Source organism: Defluviicoccus vanus (assembly GCF_014672695.1).
Taxonomy (GTDB): Bacteria; Pseudomonadota; Alphaproteobacteria; order Rhodospirillales; family Defluviicoccaceae; genus Defluviicoccus; species Defluviicoccus vanus.
Genome location: NZ_CP053923.1, coordinates 387,831 through 402,433, shown reverse-complemented (window position 1 = coordinate 402,433; position 14,603 = coordinate 387,831). Strand labels below are relative to the sequence as shown.

9 protein-coding genes are annotated in these 14,603 nt (G+C 64.1%); 6 read left to right on the top strand and 3 right to left on the bottom strand.

Going from position 1 to position 14,603, the window contains the following annotated elements:
• Positions 1-125: 125 nt before the first annotated feature.
• Positions 126-959 carry a helical backbone metal receptor gene (locus HQ394_RS01815; RefSeq protein ID WP_190261774.1) on the top strand — a complete coding sequence of 278 codons (834 nt, stop codon included), beginning with the start codon at positions 126-128 and terminating at the stop codon, positions 957-959.
• 1,680 nt (positions 960-2,639) lie between these two features.
• The gene (locus HQ394_RS01805; RefSeq protein WP_190261772.1) at positions 2,640-3,098 is read left to right on the top strand and encodes a hotdog fold thioesterase; all 459 of its coding nucleotides are present in this window, start codon (positions 2,640-2,642) and stop codon (positions 3,096-3,098) included.
• On the opposite strand, the gene HQ394_RS01800 is transcribed toward HQ394_RS01805, so the two are convergent.
• Complete coding sequence (locus HQ394_RS01800) at positions 3,095-3,298, bottom strand: hypothetical protein (RefSeq protein ID WP_190261771.1); 204 nt, start codon at positions 3,296-3,298, stop codon at positions 3,095-3,097. The two genes, HQ394_RS01805 and HQ394_RS01800, sit on opposite strands and share 4 nt — an antisense overlap.
• 419 nt (positions 3,299-3,717) lie before the next feature.
• Here HQ394_RS01800 and HQ394_RS01795 point away from each other — a divergent pair, with 419 nt between their 5' ends.
• From HQ394_RS01795 to HQ394_RS01785, 3 genes are all read left to right on the top strand, one after another.
• A complete protein-coding gene (locus HQ394_RS01795) occupies positions 3,718-5,037 on the top strand; it encodes an MdtA/MuxA family multidrug efflux RND transporter periplasmic adaptor subunit (protein WP_190261770.1) in 1,320 nt (439 codons plus the stop codon).
• Positions 5,038-5,139: 102 nt separating this feature from the next.
• Positions 5,140-8,187, top strand: coding sequence for a multidrug efflux RND transporter permease subunit (locus tag HQ394_RS01790; protein WP_456151520.1), 3,048 nt, complete (start codon positions 5,140-5,142; stop codon positions 8,185-8,187).
• 56 nt (positions 8,188-8,243) lie between these two features.
• Positions 8,244-13,028, top strand: a complete 4,785-nt coding sequence (locus HQ394_RS01785; RefSeq protein ID WP_456151519.1) for an efflux RND transporter permease subunit — start codon at positions 8,244-8,246, stop codon at positions 13,026-13,028.
• Here HQ394_RS01785 and HQ394_RS01775 read toward each other — a convergent pair.
• Both HQ394_RS01775 and HQ394_RS19395 read right to left on the bottom strand, forming a co-directional pair.
• Complete coding sequence (locus tag HQ394_RS01775) at positions 13,025-13,696, bottom strand: TetR/AcrR family transcriptional regulator (RefSeq protein ID WP_190261768.1); 672 nt, start codon at positions 13,694-13,696, stop codon at positions 13,025-13,027. The two genes, HQ394_RS01785 and HQ394_RS01775, sit on opposite strands and share 4 nt — an antisense overlap.
• Before the next feature lie 459 nt (positions 13,697-14,155).
• The gene (locus HQ394_RS19395; protein ID WP_223292148.1) at positions 14,156-14,410 is read right to left on the bottom strand and encodes a hypothetical protein; all 255 of its coding nucleotides are present in this window, start codon (positions 14,408-14,410) and stop codon (positions 14,156-14,158) included.
• Between HQ394_RS19395 and HQ394_RS20970 the strand changes: the two genes are divergently transcribed.
• A complete protein-coding gene (locus tag HQ394_RS20970; RefSeq protein ID WP_223292005.1) occupies positions 14,294-14,569 on the top strand; it encodes a biotin/lipoyl-binding protein in 276 nt (91 codons plus the stop codon). The genes HQ394_RS19395 and HQ394_RS20970 overlap by 117 nt on opposite strands.
• Positions 14,570-14,603: the final 34 nt, after the last annotated feature.

Below are 14,603 nucleotides of genomic sequence, written 5' to 3'. Positions count from 1 at the left end.
CCATCCGGGGGTGATCATGCGCGAAATGCCGCCGGCGCTCTGTGACTACGATCACAAATCATATTGTTATTCGCGCATTAATGGAGTGACTTTGTTTGGATGCTGCAGAAAAGTGCTTGTGATTAATGATTGGGCATACCCAGCATTTCAGTGATGATGCCGGCCAGTGCCATCCTATTGCCGCTGGATTGGTCCGGGTCGTCTCCCTCGTTCCCAGCATTACCGAACTGCTGTTTGATCTGCAGCTGGGCGAACAGTTGGTGGCGCGAACCGACTTTTGCCGCCATCCCGCGGCGGAAATGGCGGCGCTCGCCAGCGTGGGCGGCACCAAGACCGTCGACCTCGCCGCCTTGGCGGCACTCAGGCCAAGCCACGTGATCGTCAACATCGATGAGACGCCGCGGCCGGTATTCGAACAACTCACTGCGGCAGGTTACACCGTCGTCGTCACCCATCCGGTTCGTGTCGACGACAACCTGCGCCTGTATCAACTCCTCGGCGGGATCTTCGATCGCACCGCGGCGGCGGCGGCACTGGCAGAGCGGCTGGTGCACGCCCTGGCCGAGACAACGGCGGCGGCGGCGAAGCTGCCCCACCGGCGTGTGCTTTATTTGATCTGGCGCAAGCCATGGATGAGCATCGGCCCCACCACCTATATTGCCGACGCGCTGGCACGAGTGAACTGGCGCACCGAACCGGCGGACACCGACCAGCGTTATCCGACCATCGAGCTGAATGAGCCGCTACTGGCCAGCGTCGAACTGGTCCTGTTTGCAAGCGAGCCATTTCCATTTGGCGACAAGCATATGGATGCGTTCCGCGCCGCGTTTCCGGCGCACGCGGCGAAGGCGGTGGCGATTGACGGTGAAATGACCTCCTGGTATGGCAGCCGGGCGATCGCCGGAACGCAATACCTGCTGCGACTGGCACAGAGTCTCGCCGCGCCGGGCGATGGCTAACCGGCGCCGCCGCTGATCCGCACCGGCACATGGCCAGCGGCAGCTGTCACAGGGCGCTGTCGCCGCGCCGCAAGCATCGCGCCCAGCAGATAGCCGGTGGTACAGATCAGCAGACCCCAGACGTTGACGCCCAGATCGATGGCGTATTTACCAACGCCGAGCGCCATGTCGGCGGGGAAGATGTGCACCTTGAGGAACACCTCCAGCGTCCGCAGCACCCCGAAGGCAAGCCCCGGCCAGAACGCCAGATGGAAGCTGAGCCGGCCGGCCGGCTTGATCCAGGACAAGAGGAAGATTGGCGCCAGCCCCATGACCATGGTGCCGCTGATCGTCGTCGCGGCAATGACTGCCGGCCCCACCTTGTCGCCGAGATAGACCGTCAACAGCGGCAGGTTGCCGATGACGGCGACGGCAAGGACAGCGATGCGGCCAGCAGTAAGGTGGCGCCTCGCCGGTTCACGCGGATCGTTGCGCCAGTCGCGCGCCACCAGCTTGGCGACGCTGGTGAAGGTGGAATCGATGGTCGAGCAGCCCGACAGCAGCATAATGCCGGTAAAGACGAGCATCATCATCAGGCCGAACGCCGCCGGCACGCTGACCGAAGGACTGCCCGGCAATCCGGATGCCCGCGCGTAGAGGCCGATCAGGCTGAAAAGAAAGATGAACCCNCCNGAGATCAGCGCCGCCAGGAGGAAACTCTTGAGCATCTGCCGTGGTGGAGTGAGGAACGCCCGGTCGGTCAGCACCGGGTCATGGAAGGGATACGACAGCACCTGGACCAGGGCGAGCAGGCAAAAGGTCAGTCCCGCCTGATGCACATCGATCGGCATCTGCGGCAGCCCTTTCGCCGACAGCCCCGGAAACAGCACTGCCAGAACGATCCCCAGCAGGACGAAGGCGAGGATCGTCTGAATACGATCGGTGAGCAGGCTGGCGCGCATGCCGCCAGTCCAGGCATAGCTGAGGGTGAATGCGGTCACGGCGACGGTGGCGATCCAGTAGGCGGGGCTGCCCTCGGTACCGAAGTAAAGCGCCATCACCTTGGTATTCGACCAGACTTCGTTGAACAACCGAAAAGCGATCGTCAACAGAAATAGCCGCGAACAGAGCATGCCATATTTTTCGATCAGGAAGTGTGCCAGTGATCGATAGCGCCCGCGCGTTCGCAGGAGGTAGATGGCGATGCCAGCGACAACGAAGCTGATGTAATAGAGAGTGTAGCCCACGCCACCAGCGAGGCCGAAGGTGTAGGCGAGATCGGAGGCATTGGCGATTGACTTGGCAAAGATCCAGGTGATCGCAGCACTGATCGCCACCAGCCAGATTCCCGGGTGGGCGCCGTCTGCGGCGCGGCCATCGAAGAACTGCGGTGACGTCACCCGCCGTGGCGTTGCCATCCAGGTGATGCCGCAGGTTACGGCGAGCACCGCCCAAGGTGCGATAGCCTCGATCTCCATGGCACTCCCCTTTCCGCTGCCGGTTGACCATACGCTTGCGGGCGTCGGAAAATTGTCGTCCCGGGTGGTGGAACACGACTGATCAGGGTGTAGCGATAATCCGGCGATGGCGCCAAATCACGAACCGGTTGGCCGAAGACGGAAGATTGGTCCGGCGTTGCCTTGCGGGCGCGAATCGACGCGCGATATAGTGCAGGCGATTGCAAGCAGCGGGGATGGACGGATGACGACTGCCGGCACCGGCTTCAAACCACGAAATCCCGAATTTGCCGCGTTCCTCGCCCGCTACGCTGCGGCGCAGGGCTATCTGGCGATGCTCGGAGTGCAGTTTGCCGGCTGCGCGCCGGGACAGGCGGAGTATCGGTTGCGCTATCGGCCGGACCTTGGCCAACAGAACGGCTTCTTTCATGGCGGCGTTGTCGGCGGCCTCGCCGAAGCGGTGATGGGGGCGGCCGCAGCGACCCTGGTCGCCGTTGGCGTGAACGTGGTCGGCGCCGAATACAAGGTCAACTTTCTGGCACCGGCGCAAGGCGCGGTTTTGATTGCCCGCGGCAGTGTCCTCAAACCGGGACGGACACTGATCGTCTGTCGTGCCGACGTGTTCGTCGCCGACGAGAAGGGCGAGGAGCGGCTGGTTTCGATCGCCCAGGGCTCGATGGCGCCGGTGGGTGAACGCGGCTAGACAGCGTCACTGGTAGCCCCCGCCCAGCATCGCTCCACCCCGAACGTCGCGCCGTCGACGATCGAAGACCAGGAGATGACGCAACGGCGCAGCGGCAAAAGCAGCAGCGCGGCGGCCGTTGGCCACATACGGACGATGTTGGCGCGGACGTTGTTGAGCTGGTGGCTTTGGGGGTGTCCGGCGTTATCTGGCTGGCCCATTGCGCCAGCTCGTACAGCAGCGTGCGCTTGCCCTGGTCCTGGAGCATGCTCTGAATCCAGGTGACTGCTGCCAGACGCTCGCCGCTGTCGTAATCCTCCGGCTCGGACAAAAAATGATCATCGACAGATCGAGTCACTTCGGTGTCAGCAGTCGGCGGGTCGGGTTGTCGATGCGGTTTGCGAGCGCCCGTACTTACGGTCGTATGGGACGGCGGCCGGCCGTGATCACGGCTGCGAGATCGTAATCCTGCGTGGTGTGACGTAATTTGCGCCGGATCGGAGCGCAGACTATATCTCGTGTTGTCTGCGGCGGAGGCGGCAGCGCGCGCGCCCATTCCCCCGGTTGTGGCAAGGCATGACGTTCAGCGGGAGCACGCCCGTCCTTTACCAATCCACACGCGATCCCATCGTCTCCCTAATTGATAACCGCACGGGATCCGCCAGGCGAAGGGTGTAAGCCGGCATGGACGCTCATACCACGCCTGAAACCGAGGTCGTCGCGCCTGATCAGCCACGCCCGCACCGCCGTCGCGGTTGGCTCTGGGTCGTACTGGCGCTGCTGCTTGCCGTCGGCGTCGGCCTCCTGCTCGTGCGCCGCGCTGACGAGGCACGCAAGGCCGACGAGTGCGCGCACGGAGAGGCCGGTGCCGGTTGCCGACGCCGTCGTGGCGGTAGCCGATGTGCCGGTCACCATCGATGCGCTGGGGACGGTGACACCGCTTGCCACCGTCACGGTGCAGACCCGCATCGACGGTGCACTGACTCGCATCGGTTTCCGTGAAGGTCAGGACGTGCGCAAGGGTGACTTCCTCGCCGAAGTGGACCCGCGCCCTTACCGGATTGCCCTCGAACAGGCCGAGGCACAGTTGGCCAAGGATCAGGCGTTGCTGCGTAACGCCGAAGTGGATCTTAACCGCTATCGCAACCTGGTTGCCGAAGATTCGATCGCCCGCCAACAGCTTGATACCCAGGAGTCGCTCGTTCGCCAGTATAGCGCGCAGGTGAAGCTGGACCAGGCACTGGTTGACGAAGCGCGGCTTAACCTCGATTACTGCCGCATCCTTTCGCCAGTGGATGGACGCGTCGGCCTGCGGCTGAAGGACGAGGGCAACTACATCCGCGCCAGCGACACCAGCGGTATCGTTGTCATCACCCAGTTACAGCCGATCACCGTCATCTTCACCATCCCCGAGGACAAGCTGCAGCTGGTGCTCTCCCGTTTGCAACGCTCACCCTCGCTGCCTGTCACCGCGTACGATCGCAGCGGTGTCACCCGGATCGCTGATGGTACGCTGGCAACGATCGACAACCAGATCGATGCAACCACCGGCACCATCAAGCTCAAGGCAAGCTTCGCCAACGCGGATGAGAGGCTCTATCCGAACCAGTTCGTCAACGTTCGTCTGCTGGTCGATACGCTGACCGGGGTTACCGTGGTCCCATCGGCGGCGGTGCAGCGGGGCGCATCGGGCGCCTACGTCTATGTTATCAATGCTGACCACACCGTTGCGGTAAGGCCGGTCACCATCGGCACGGCGGGCGGCGATCGTACCCAGATCCGCAGTGGCCTGACGGTCGGCGAACGGATCGTAAGCGATGGCGTCGACCGGCTGCGCGAAGGGAGCAAGGTGACGGTACCGTCAGCGGCGGCCGAGCAGGCGCCGGCGGTTCCGCCAGTGTCATCCAACTCATCCGATCCCGGGCAACGGCAGCCGGCTTCCGCCGGTCGAGTCCCGTGAGCGAGACGGCGANGCGAGGCAGCGGCGGACGACGGTACAGCAGGCGCGTCCGTGAACCCGTCGCGGATCTTCATCCTCCGGCCGGTCGCTACGTCGTTGATCATGCTGGCGATCGTCCTGGTCGGTCTCGTCGGTTACCGCTTTCTGCCGCTCTCGGCGCTGCCTGAGGTGGACTATCCGACGATCGAGGTCAGCACCTTCTATCCGGGGGCAAGCCCCGATGTGATGACGTCGTCGATCACCGCCCCGCTGGAGCGCCAGTTCGGGCAGATGCCTGGCCTCGAGCAGATGACGTCCACCAGCGGTGCCGGCGCCTCGGTCATCACGCTGCAGTTCAGTCTTGATCTCGCCCTCGACGTTGCCGAACAACAGNTGCAGGCGGCTATTAACGCTGCGAGCAACCTGTTGCCGTCGGATCTTCCCGCACCCCCGGTCTACGCCAAAGTCAACCCGGCCGACACCCCGGTGCTGACACTGGCCGCGAGTTCGAAAACGCTGCCGCTTACCGAGGTCTACGATCTGATCGACACCCGGCTGGCGCAAAAGCTGTCACAACTGCCAGGGGTAGGCCTTGTCCGCATCAGTGGCGGCCAACGCCCGGCGGTGCGCATCCGCTTTGATCCGCAGAAGCTCGCCGCCTATGGACTCAATATCGACGACCTGCGGACGACGATCGCCAACGCCAACGTCAACATTCCCAAGGGCAGCTTCGACGGGCCGGCGCGCGCGTTCACCATCAACGCCAACGACCAGTTGCTCGACCCCGACCAATTCCTGGATTTGGTGATTGCGTATCGCAACAACGCTCCGGTCCGCCTCGCCGATGTGGCGTCGGTGGTGGAAGGGGCCGAGAACGTCAAGCTGGCCGCTTGGATGAACGAGGTCCCGGCGGTGATCATCAGCATTCAGCGCCAGCCGGGCGCCAACGTCATCCGCGTCGCCGACACGGTAAAGGAGTTGCTGCCGCAGTTGCGCAGCAGTCTGCCGCCATCGGTCGACATTGCCGTGCTGAGCGACCGCACCACCACCATCCGCGCCTCGGTCAACGATGTGCAGATCGAACTGGCGCTGGCGGTGGGCCTCGTTGTCTTCATTATCTTCGTCTTCCTGCGCAACATCCGCGCGACGATCATTCCCAGCCTGTCGGTGCCGCTCTCGATCGTCGGTACCTTTGCCGTGATGTATCTGGCTGGCTACAGCCTCAACAACCTGTCCCTGATGGCGCTGACGGTGGCGGTCGGTTTCGTTGTCGACGACGCCATCGTCGTCATTGAAAACATCATTCGGTACCTGGAACAGGGCGAGACGCCGCTTGCCGCGGCACTGAAGGGCTCCCAGCAGATCGGTTTCACCATCATCTCGCTGACTGTTTCGCTGATCGCGGTGTTGATCCCGCTCTTGTTCATGGAAGATGTGGTCGGCCGGCTGTTTCGTGAATTCGCCGTGACGCTCGCCGTTACCATCCTCATTTCCGCGGTCGTCTCGCTGACCTTGGTGCCGATGCTTTGTGCCCGCCTGCTTCGCTCCACTGGCGAAAAGGTTCATGACCAGGCGACCGTTGGCTGGTTCGGCGTATTGATCCGCGGCTATGCCCGCGCGCTCGATTGGGTGCTCGATCGGCAGCCACTGACACTGATGGTGGCCATCGCCACACTGGTCCTCACCGTTGCACTTTATGTTGTTGTTCCANAAGGCTTCTTCCCGGTGCAGGACACCGGTCTGATCACCGCCGTCTCGGAAGCGCCCGAGAGCGTTTCCTTCGCCGCGATGGCGGAACGGCAGCAGTCGGCGGCTGCGGTGATCCTGCACGATCCAGATGTGGTTAGCCTGTCGTCGTCGATCGGCGTTGATGGAACCAACCAGACCGCGAATACGGGCCGCTTCTTGATCAACCTCAAGCCGTTTGCCGAACGCACCGCCCGGGCCAGCGAGATCGCTCGTCGGCTGCAGGCAGCGACAGCAAAGCTCTCCGGGATTACCCTGCACATGCAGCCGGTGCAGGATCTGACGATCACCTCCGACGTGGGCAAGACGCAGTATCAACTGGTGCTGGAGGACGCCAACCCGGACACGCTCGCCGAATGGACGCCGAAGCTGACCGCCCGTCTCGCCCAACTGCCCGAGTTGGAGAACGTCTCCGACAACGCGGCACAAGGGGGACTCGCCGTCTTCATCAACATCGACCGCAGCACCGCGGCTCGCTTCGGCATCAGCCCGGCTACGGTCGATAACGCCCTCTACGACGCCTTCGGCCAGCGGATCGTTTCCACCATCTACACCCAGTCCAACCAGTATCGGGTGATCCTCGAAGCCGAACCCGAATTCCAGGCGTCCCTCGCCTCGCTGCACAACTTCTACCTGCCGTCATCGACCAAGAGCAGCGGCCAGGTGCCGCTGTCGGCGATCGCGACGATCAGCGAACGGACCGTTCCGCTGCACATCAGCCACTTCGGTCAGTTTCCGGCGCTGACCATCTCCTTCGATGTGGCGCCGGGCTCGTCGCTGGGGGCGGCAGTGAGGGCGATCGACGGCGCGATCCTCGCCAGCGACCTGCCAGGCAGCATCGTCACCCGGTTTCAGGGCGCGGCGCTGGCGTTTCAATCCTCGCTGACCAATCAGGTGCTGCTGATCCTCGCGGCGGTGGTCACCATGTACATTGTTCTTGGTGTCCTTTATGAGAGCTTCGTCCACCCGGTGACGATCCTCTCGACGCTGCCCTCAGCCGGTATCGGCGCTTTGCTGGCGCTGCTGCTGACCGGCAATGAACTCGGCATCATCGCCATAATCGGCATCATCCTCCTCATCGGCATCGTCAAGAAAAACGCGATCATGATGGTGGATTTCGCGCTGGAGGCCGAGCGGGAGCGGGGGGCTGCGCCGCGCGACGCCATCCGCGAAGCATGCCTGCTGCGGTTGCGGCCGATCCTGATGACGACGATGACGGCGCTGCTGGCGGCCTTGCCGCTGATGCTGGGAACGGGGAGTGGTTCGGAACTGCGCCACCCGCTCGGGATCACCATCTTTGGTGGTCTCCTGGTCAGCCAGGTGCTCACCCTGTTTACGACACCGGTCATCTATCTTGTCTTCGATCGGCTGGCGACGCGGCTGCGCCGCCGCCCACGGATCGCCGAGGCGGGAGGCCGAGCGTGAACCCGTCGTCGCTGTGCATTCGACGGCCGGTGGCGACAACGCTGGTGACTCTGGGCATGTTGCTGGCGGGGATAGCGGCTTTCTTCCTGCTGCCGGTGGCACCGTTGCCGCAGGTGGATTTTCCCACCATCTTCGTGCAAGCGAATTTGCCCGGCGCCAGCCCGGAAACGGTGGCAACGAGCGTGGCGACGCCGCTGGAACGTCGCCTCGGCCAGATCGCCGACGTCACCGAAATGTCCTCCACCAGTACGCTTGGCGCAGGGCGAATAATTCTCCAGTTTGGTCTCGACCGCGACATTGACGGCGCCGCCCGCGACATCCAGGCGGCGATCAACGCGGCGCGCGCCGATCTGCCGGCAAGCCTACGCAACAACCCGACCTATCGCAAAGCCAACCCGGCGGATGCGCCGATCCTTGTTTACGCGCTGACCTCGGAGAACCGCACCGTCGGCCAGATTTACGACGCGGCCGCTTCGGTGATGGTGCAGAAGCTGTCCCAGGTGGAGGGGGTGGGACAGGTAACCCTGGGTGGCGGCTCGCTGCCAGCGGTCCGGGTCGAGGTCAATCCGAATGCGCTGTTTGCCTATAAGATCAGTCTCGAGAATGTCCGGGCGGCGCTAGCGTCGGCCAATGCCAACATGCCGAAGGGCGTGATCGAGGCGGGCGACCGCCGCTATCAGCTCTACACCAACGACCAAGCGACCACCGCCGAAGACTATCGCCCGCTGGTGATCGCTTACCGGAACGGCGCTCCGGTGCACCTTGATGACGTGGCCAACGTGGTCGAGTCCGTCGAGGACACCCGCAATCAGGGAATTGCCAACGGCCGACCGGCGGTGATCGTCCTCATCTACCGCCAGCCCGGCGCCAACATCATTGAAACGGTGGCGCGGGTGAAGGCGGTGATGCCGCAAGTGCAACAGGAAATGCCGCGTGACATCGACGTGCGGGTCACCAGCGATCGCACCAGCGGCATCCGCGCCTCGCTCAACGCCGTTGAGGCTACCCTCGTCATTGCCGTCGTCCTCGTCATTCTCGTCGTGCTGCTGTTCCTGCGTGATCCGCGCGCGGCGTTGATTCCCGCGGTGGCGGTGCCTGGTTCGCTGATCGGCACCTTTGGTGTCATGTATTTGCTCGGCTACAGCCTGAACACCTTTTCGCTGATGGCTTTGACGATCTCCACCGGCTTCGTCGTCGACGATGCCGTCGTCGTGCTCGAGAACATCACCCGTCACCGCGAGGCGGGCATGTCGCGGCGGCAGGCGGCGCTCGTCGGCGCACGCGAGGTGGGCTTCACCGTCGTTTCCATGAGCCTGTCGCTGGTGGCCGTGTTCCTGCCGATCCTGATGATGGGCGGCATCGTCGGCCGGCTCTTCCGTGAATTTGCGGTGACCATCTCGGTCGCCGTCCTGGTGTCGCTGGTGCTGTCGCTGACTGTGGTGCCGATGATGTGCTCGCGGCTGTTGCGGGGGCCGAACGAAGCAAAGGAATGGCGACTGGCACGCGTCTGTGGACGTACCGTCGATGCAATGACTGCGGCGTATGCGCGCTCCCTCGGTTGGGCGCTTGCCCATCCGCGCCTGGTGCTGCTCTCGCTCGTGGCGGTGATCGGGCTCAACGTCTATCTGTTTACGGTTATCCCCAAAGGGTTCTTTCCGCAGCAGGACACGGGACGGATCTTCGGGACCATTCGCGCCGATCAGAACGTCTCGTTTCAGGCAATGCAGGAGAAGCTGGCGAGCTATGTAAAGATCATCGGCGCCGACCCGGCGGTGGCCAGTGTTGTCGGTTTTACCGGCGGCAGTCAGACCAACACCGGCATCGTCTTTTCCACTCTCAAGCCTTTCAGCGAACGCACCGCCAGCTCCGACGAGGTGATCAGCCGCCTGCGTAAGGACTTGGCGCGGGTTGCGGGTTCGTCCTTGTTTCTGCAACCGCTGCAGGATGTGCGCGCCGGCGGCCGGCCGGCGGCGGGTCAGTTCCAATACACCTTGATCGGCGATACGCTGGAGGAGGTGCGGACCTGGACGCCGAAACTGGTGGAGGCGCTGCGCACCTCATCGCAGTTGACGGATGTGGACTCCGACCAGCAGGACAGCGGGCTCGAAACCTATCTGGAGGTTGACCGGGCGACCGCGGCGCGGCTGGGGCTGACGCTGGGTCAGATCGACAACACCCTCTACGACGCCTTCGGGCAACGGCAGGTTTCTACCATCTACACGCCGCTCAACCAGTATCACGTGGTGATGGAAGTGGCGCCGGAATACCGCCAGTCACCGGCGGCCCTGGAGGGGATTTACATCAGCAATGCCGGCGGTGCCGTACGCGGTACCCAGGCCACCAATGCCGTGTCGGGGACAGTTACGGTGACGGAGACGACAACCGGGGAGGAGGACAGCGCCTCCACAGCAGCGACGAGCACCGTCAGCAGCGACGCGGCGCGCAATCAGCGGGCGAACCAGCTGGGCAACGCCGGCCGCAGTGGGGTCTCGACCGCAGCCGCGGTCAGCACCAACGCTTCTACCATGGTGCCCCTCTCCGCCGTCAGTCACTTCTCCACCCGCAATGCCNCCCTGGCAGTCAACCACCAGGGCCATTTCGTGGCGACGACGCTGTCGTTCAACCTGCCGCCCGGCGGCGCGCTCGGGGATGCGGTGGACGCGATCAAGGAGAAGATGCTCGAGATCGGCATGCCGGCGACGATTCAGGGTAGCTTCCAGGGGACGGCGAAAATCTTCCAGGAGTCGCTAGCCAATCAGCCATTGCTGATCCTGGCGGCCTTGCTGTCTGTCTATATTGTCCTTGGCATCCTCTATGAGAGCTACATCCATCCCTTCACGATCCTCTCGACGCTGCCGTCGGCCGGGGCAGGGGCGCTGCTCGCGCTGCTTATCTGCGGCACCGAGTTCAGCCTGATCGCCCTCGTCGGCGTCATCCTCCTGATCGGCATCGTCAAAAAGAACGCGATCATGATGGTGGACTTCGCCGTCGACGCTGAACGGCAACGTGGTCTCACGCCGGCGGCGGCCATCCGCGAGGCCTGCCTGCTGCGCTTCCGGCCGATCATGATGACGACGATGGCGGCGTTGTTGGGCGCCATTCCGCTGGCAGTCGAAGCGGGCGAGGGGGCGGAGTTCCGCCAGCCGCTCGGCATCGCCATCGTCGGCGGCTTGCTCGTCAGTCAGGCGCTGACTCTCTACACCACACCGGTGGTTTACCTTTGTCTGGATCGGCTGCGGCGCCGAAACCGCCTGGCTCGCCNNGCACCAGGACAGGCGCGGCACCCTCCTTTGGCGAAGGCTAAGGGGGTGGCGATGATGCGGTGGCGAATTGGCCTGGGGCCAGGTTTGATCGCCTTCGTTCTCGGCGGCTGCATGCTCGGTCCCGACTACGAACGACCGGCGGCTCCTCTCTCGGCGGAATTCAAGGAACAGGCGGGCTGGAAGCTGGCCGAGCCCAGCGACAGCGTGGATCGCGGCAGCTGGTGGGCAGTGTTCGATGATCCGCTCCTCGACGCCTTGATGCGTCAGGTCGTGGTTTCCAACCAGTCGCTGAAGGCGTCGGAGGCAGCGGTCCGCCAGGCGCGGGCCATTGTCGATGCAGCGCGATCGGGGCTGTTTCCCACCATCAGCCTTGATGGATCGGTTCGCCGCAGCGGTGGCGGCAGCTCCAGTTCTAGCTCCGGCGGCAGCAGCACCGGCACCATTAACAGTTCCGGGAGTTCCGGGAGTACCGGCAGCACCACCACCTTTTCCTCCAGTGGCTCCGGCGGCGATCAGACCACCTATCGCGCGTCGCTTGGCGCCGCGTGGGATCTGGATGTCTGGGGCAAGATCCGGCGCACGGTGGAAAGCGACGTGGCGAGTGCGCAGGCAAGTGCCGCCGACCTCGCTGCGGCGACCCTCTCGGCGCAGGCTGATCTCGCCAGCGACTATTTCCAGCTGCGGGTGCTGGATGAACAGAAGCAGTTGCTCGACACATCCGTTGCAGCCTACGAGCGATCACTGCAGATTGCCCAGAGTCAGTACAACTGGGGGATCGCGACCCGCGGCGATGTTGCCCAGGCGCAGACGCAACTGGAGACCACACGCTCGGATGCCATCGCCGTCGGCGTGCAGCGTGCCCAGTTCGAGCACGCCATTGCCGTACTGGTGGGTGAGCCGCCCGCCTCCTTCGCACTGGCGCCGACCCCACTCGGCGCACCGCCACCGCCATTGCCGGCGGGGCTACCCTCGGCGCTGCTGGAACGACGCCCGGATGTGGCGGCGGCGGAACGGCGCATGGCCTCAGCCAACGCGCTGATCGGCGTCGCCGAGGCAGCCTACTTCCCCGACATCACCATTTCCGCGTCCTGGGGGTTTGCCGCCACCGGCATCGGTTCGCTGTTTACCGCCGCCAACGAGGCGTGGTCGGTGGGCATCGCCCTTGCCCAGACGGTGCTGGACGCCGGCGCGCGCCGTGCCCAGGTGGAGCAATCGCGCGCTGCCTACGATCAGACGGTCGCCACCTATCGGCAGACCGTACTCACCAGCCTGCAGGAGGTGGAGGACCAACTGGCGGCCCTGCGCATTCTGCAGCAGCAGGCGGTGGTGCAGCAGCGAGCGGTTGCTGCCGCGCAAGACTCTGAGCGCTTGCAGCTCAGCCAGTACAAGGCAGGAACGGTGGCTTATACCAACGTGGTGACCGCGCAGCAGGCTTCTCTGACGAACCAGCAGACGGCGTTGACGATTCAGCAGAATCGCTTCGTCGCCACCGTGGAACTGATCCGCGCTCTTGGCGGCGGCTGGAGCAGCGCTGAATTGCCGCAGGAGATCGGTTCTCCCATCCCCCGACCCTTTTAGCGGCTGTTGTCCGGCGGCGCGGGCGGCGCATAGATCTTCAGGAACATGGCGACGGCGGCGTCGGTCTGCCGCCGGACATCGCCTGGCGGCGGCCGCCATTCGGGGTCGAGCAGACAGCGAAGCTGCATATCGCCACGGAAGAGGGCAAGCAGCTGCTGCGTCGCCAATGCCGGGTCCTCCATAACCAGCTGGCCGCGGGCGTTCACCCGCGCAAGATAGGCCTCGATACGCGTCCGCATCGTGGCCGGCCCGGCTTGGAACAGGCTGCGACCGAGCGCCGGCAGGCGTGCCGCCTCGGCGACGATGACCCGGTGGATCGCCAGGACCTCTGCCGACATGAGAAACGCCAGATAGCGGTGACCGAGGCGCCGCAGCGTTACGGCCACGGGGGTGTCAATGTCCTCCGATCCCGGTAACGCTCGCTCCAACCGTCGGCATTCATGCTGGACGATGGCGACGAACAGGTTCTCCTTGCTGTGGAAGTGCGCGTAGACGGTGGCCTTCGAAACCCCGGCCAGACGTGCCACCGCATCCATCGAGGTGGCGCCGAAACCGTTGGCGGTGAACATCTGGCGCGCCGCATCGAGAATTTGCGTCGTCTTGACGCTGCCGCGTGCCGCTCGGGGTTGAGCGTCGCTGTCGTCCGCTTCGGTTATGCGATCGGTCATGGCTACGTCCAGTACGTCAGTGCCGGCGCGCCAGAAAGTGAACCGGTGAGTCTAATCTAATGTTGACCAGATGGAAGCGGCAGTCCAATTCTATAAAAGTAAACTGGAGAGTTCAGTTTGTCGGACGGTCTGCGGCTCAGGTGCGGTGGAGCCTATTCGGGTTATTTTCGTCAATCTAGAGCGCGACAAGCGAGGCGTGGTTAACTAATATGGGGCAATTGCGCCCGGAGACGGGGGCCTCCAAGGGACGTTTTTGCGGAGACGCGGCCGATGGACGACGCCAGGCTAGGCAGACGCGAGCGACTGGACGCGACCATATTGCCCGCCAGTGATCGGCAGGGGCCTGCTGTCCCGAAACTGGCCAGGGCGGATATGCCGCACGTCCCGCCCGAAGGTGCTGTCACGCGCAAGGAAGCGGCGAAGACACCACCGAAGCGCCGCCGCCTGGTGGTGGTGGTGTTACTGGCGCTGGCTCTCGTCGGCATCGGCGGCACTTGGTGGTGGTTGACGCGAAATCTTCAATCGACGGACGATGCGTTTGTCGATGGCAACATCGTGCCCCTCAGTGCCCGCATCAGCGGCACCGTCGAGACCGTATTGATCACCGACAACCAGCAGGTGGCCGAAGGCGATCTGCTGATCCAACTCGATCCCCGTGATCAGCAGGCCGCCCTGGACAATGCGACGGCGACGCTGGCGTCGGCGGTTGCGCAACGCACCCCAGGCCGAGGCCAGTCTGCAGCTGCTGCAGCGGACGACCGAGGCAACACTGCAGGAAACGGCAAGCGCGCTGGCCGCCGCGCGCTCGGCGTTGGCAGAAGCGAAGGCGGAGGTGACGGTCAGCGAAGCGGAGATGCTGCGCGCGAAGAATGATTCGGCGCGCTATGAACAGCTGGTTGCCGAAGGA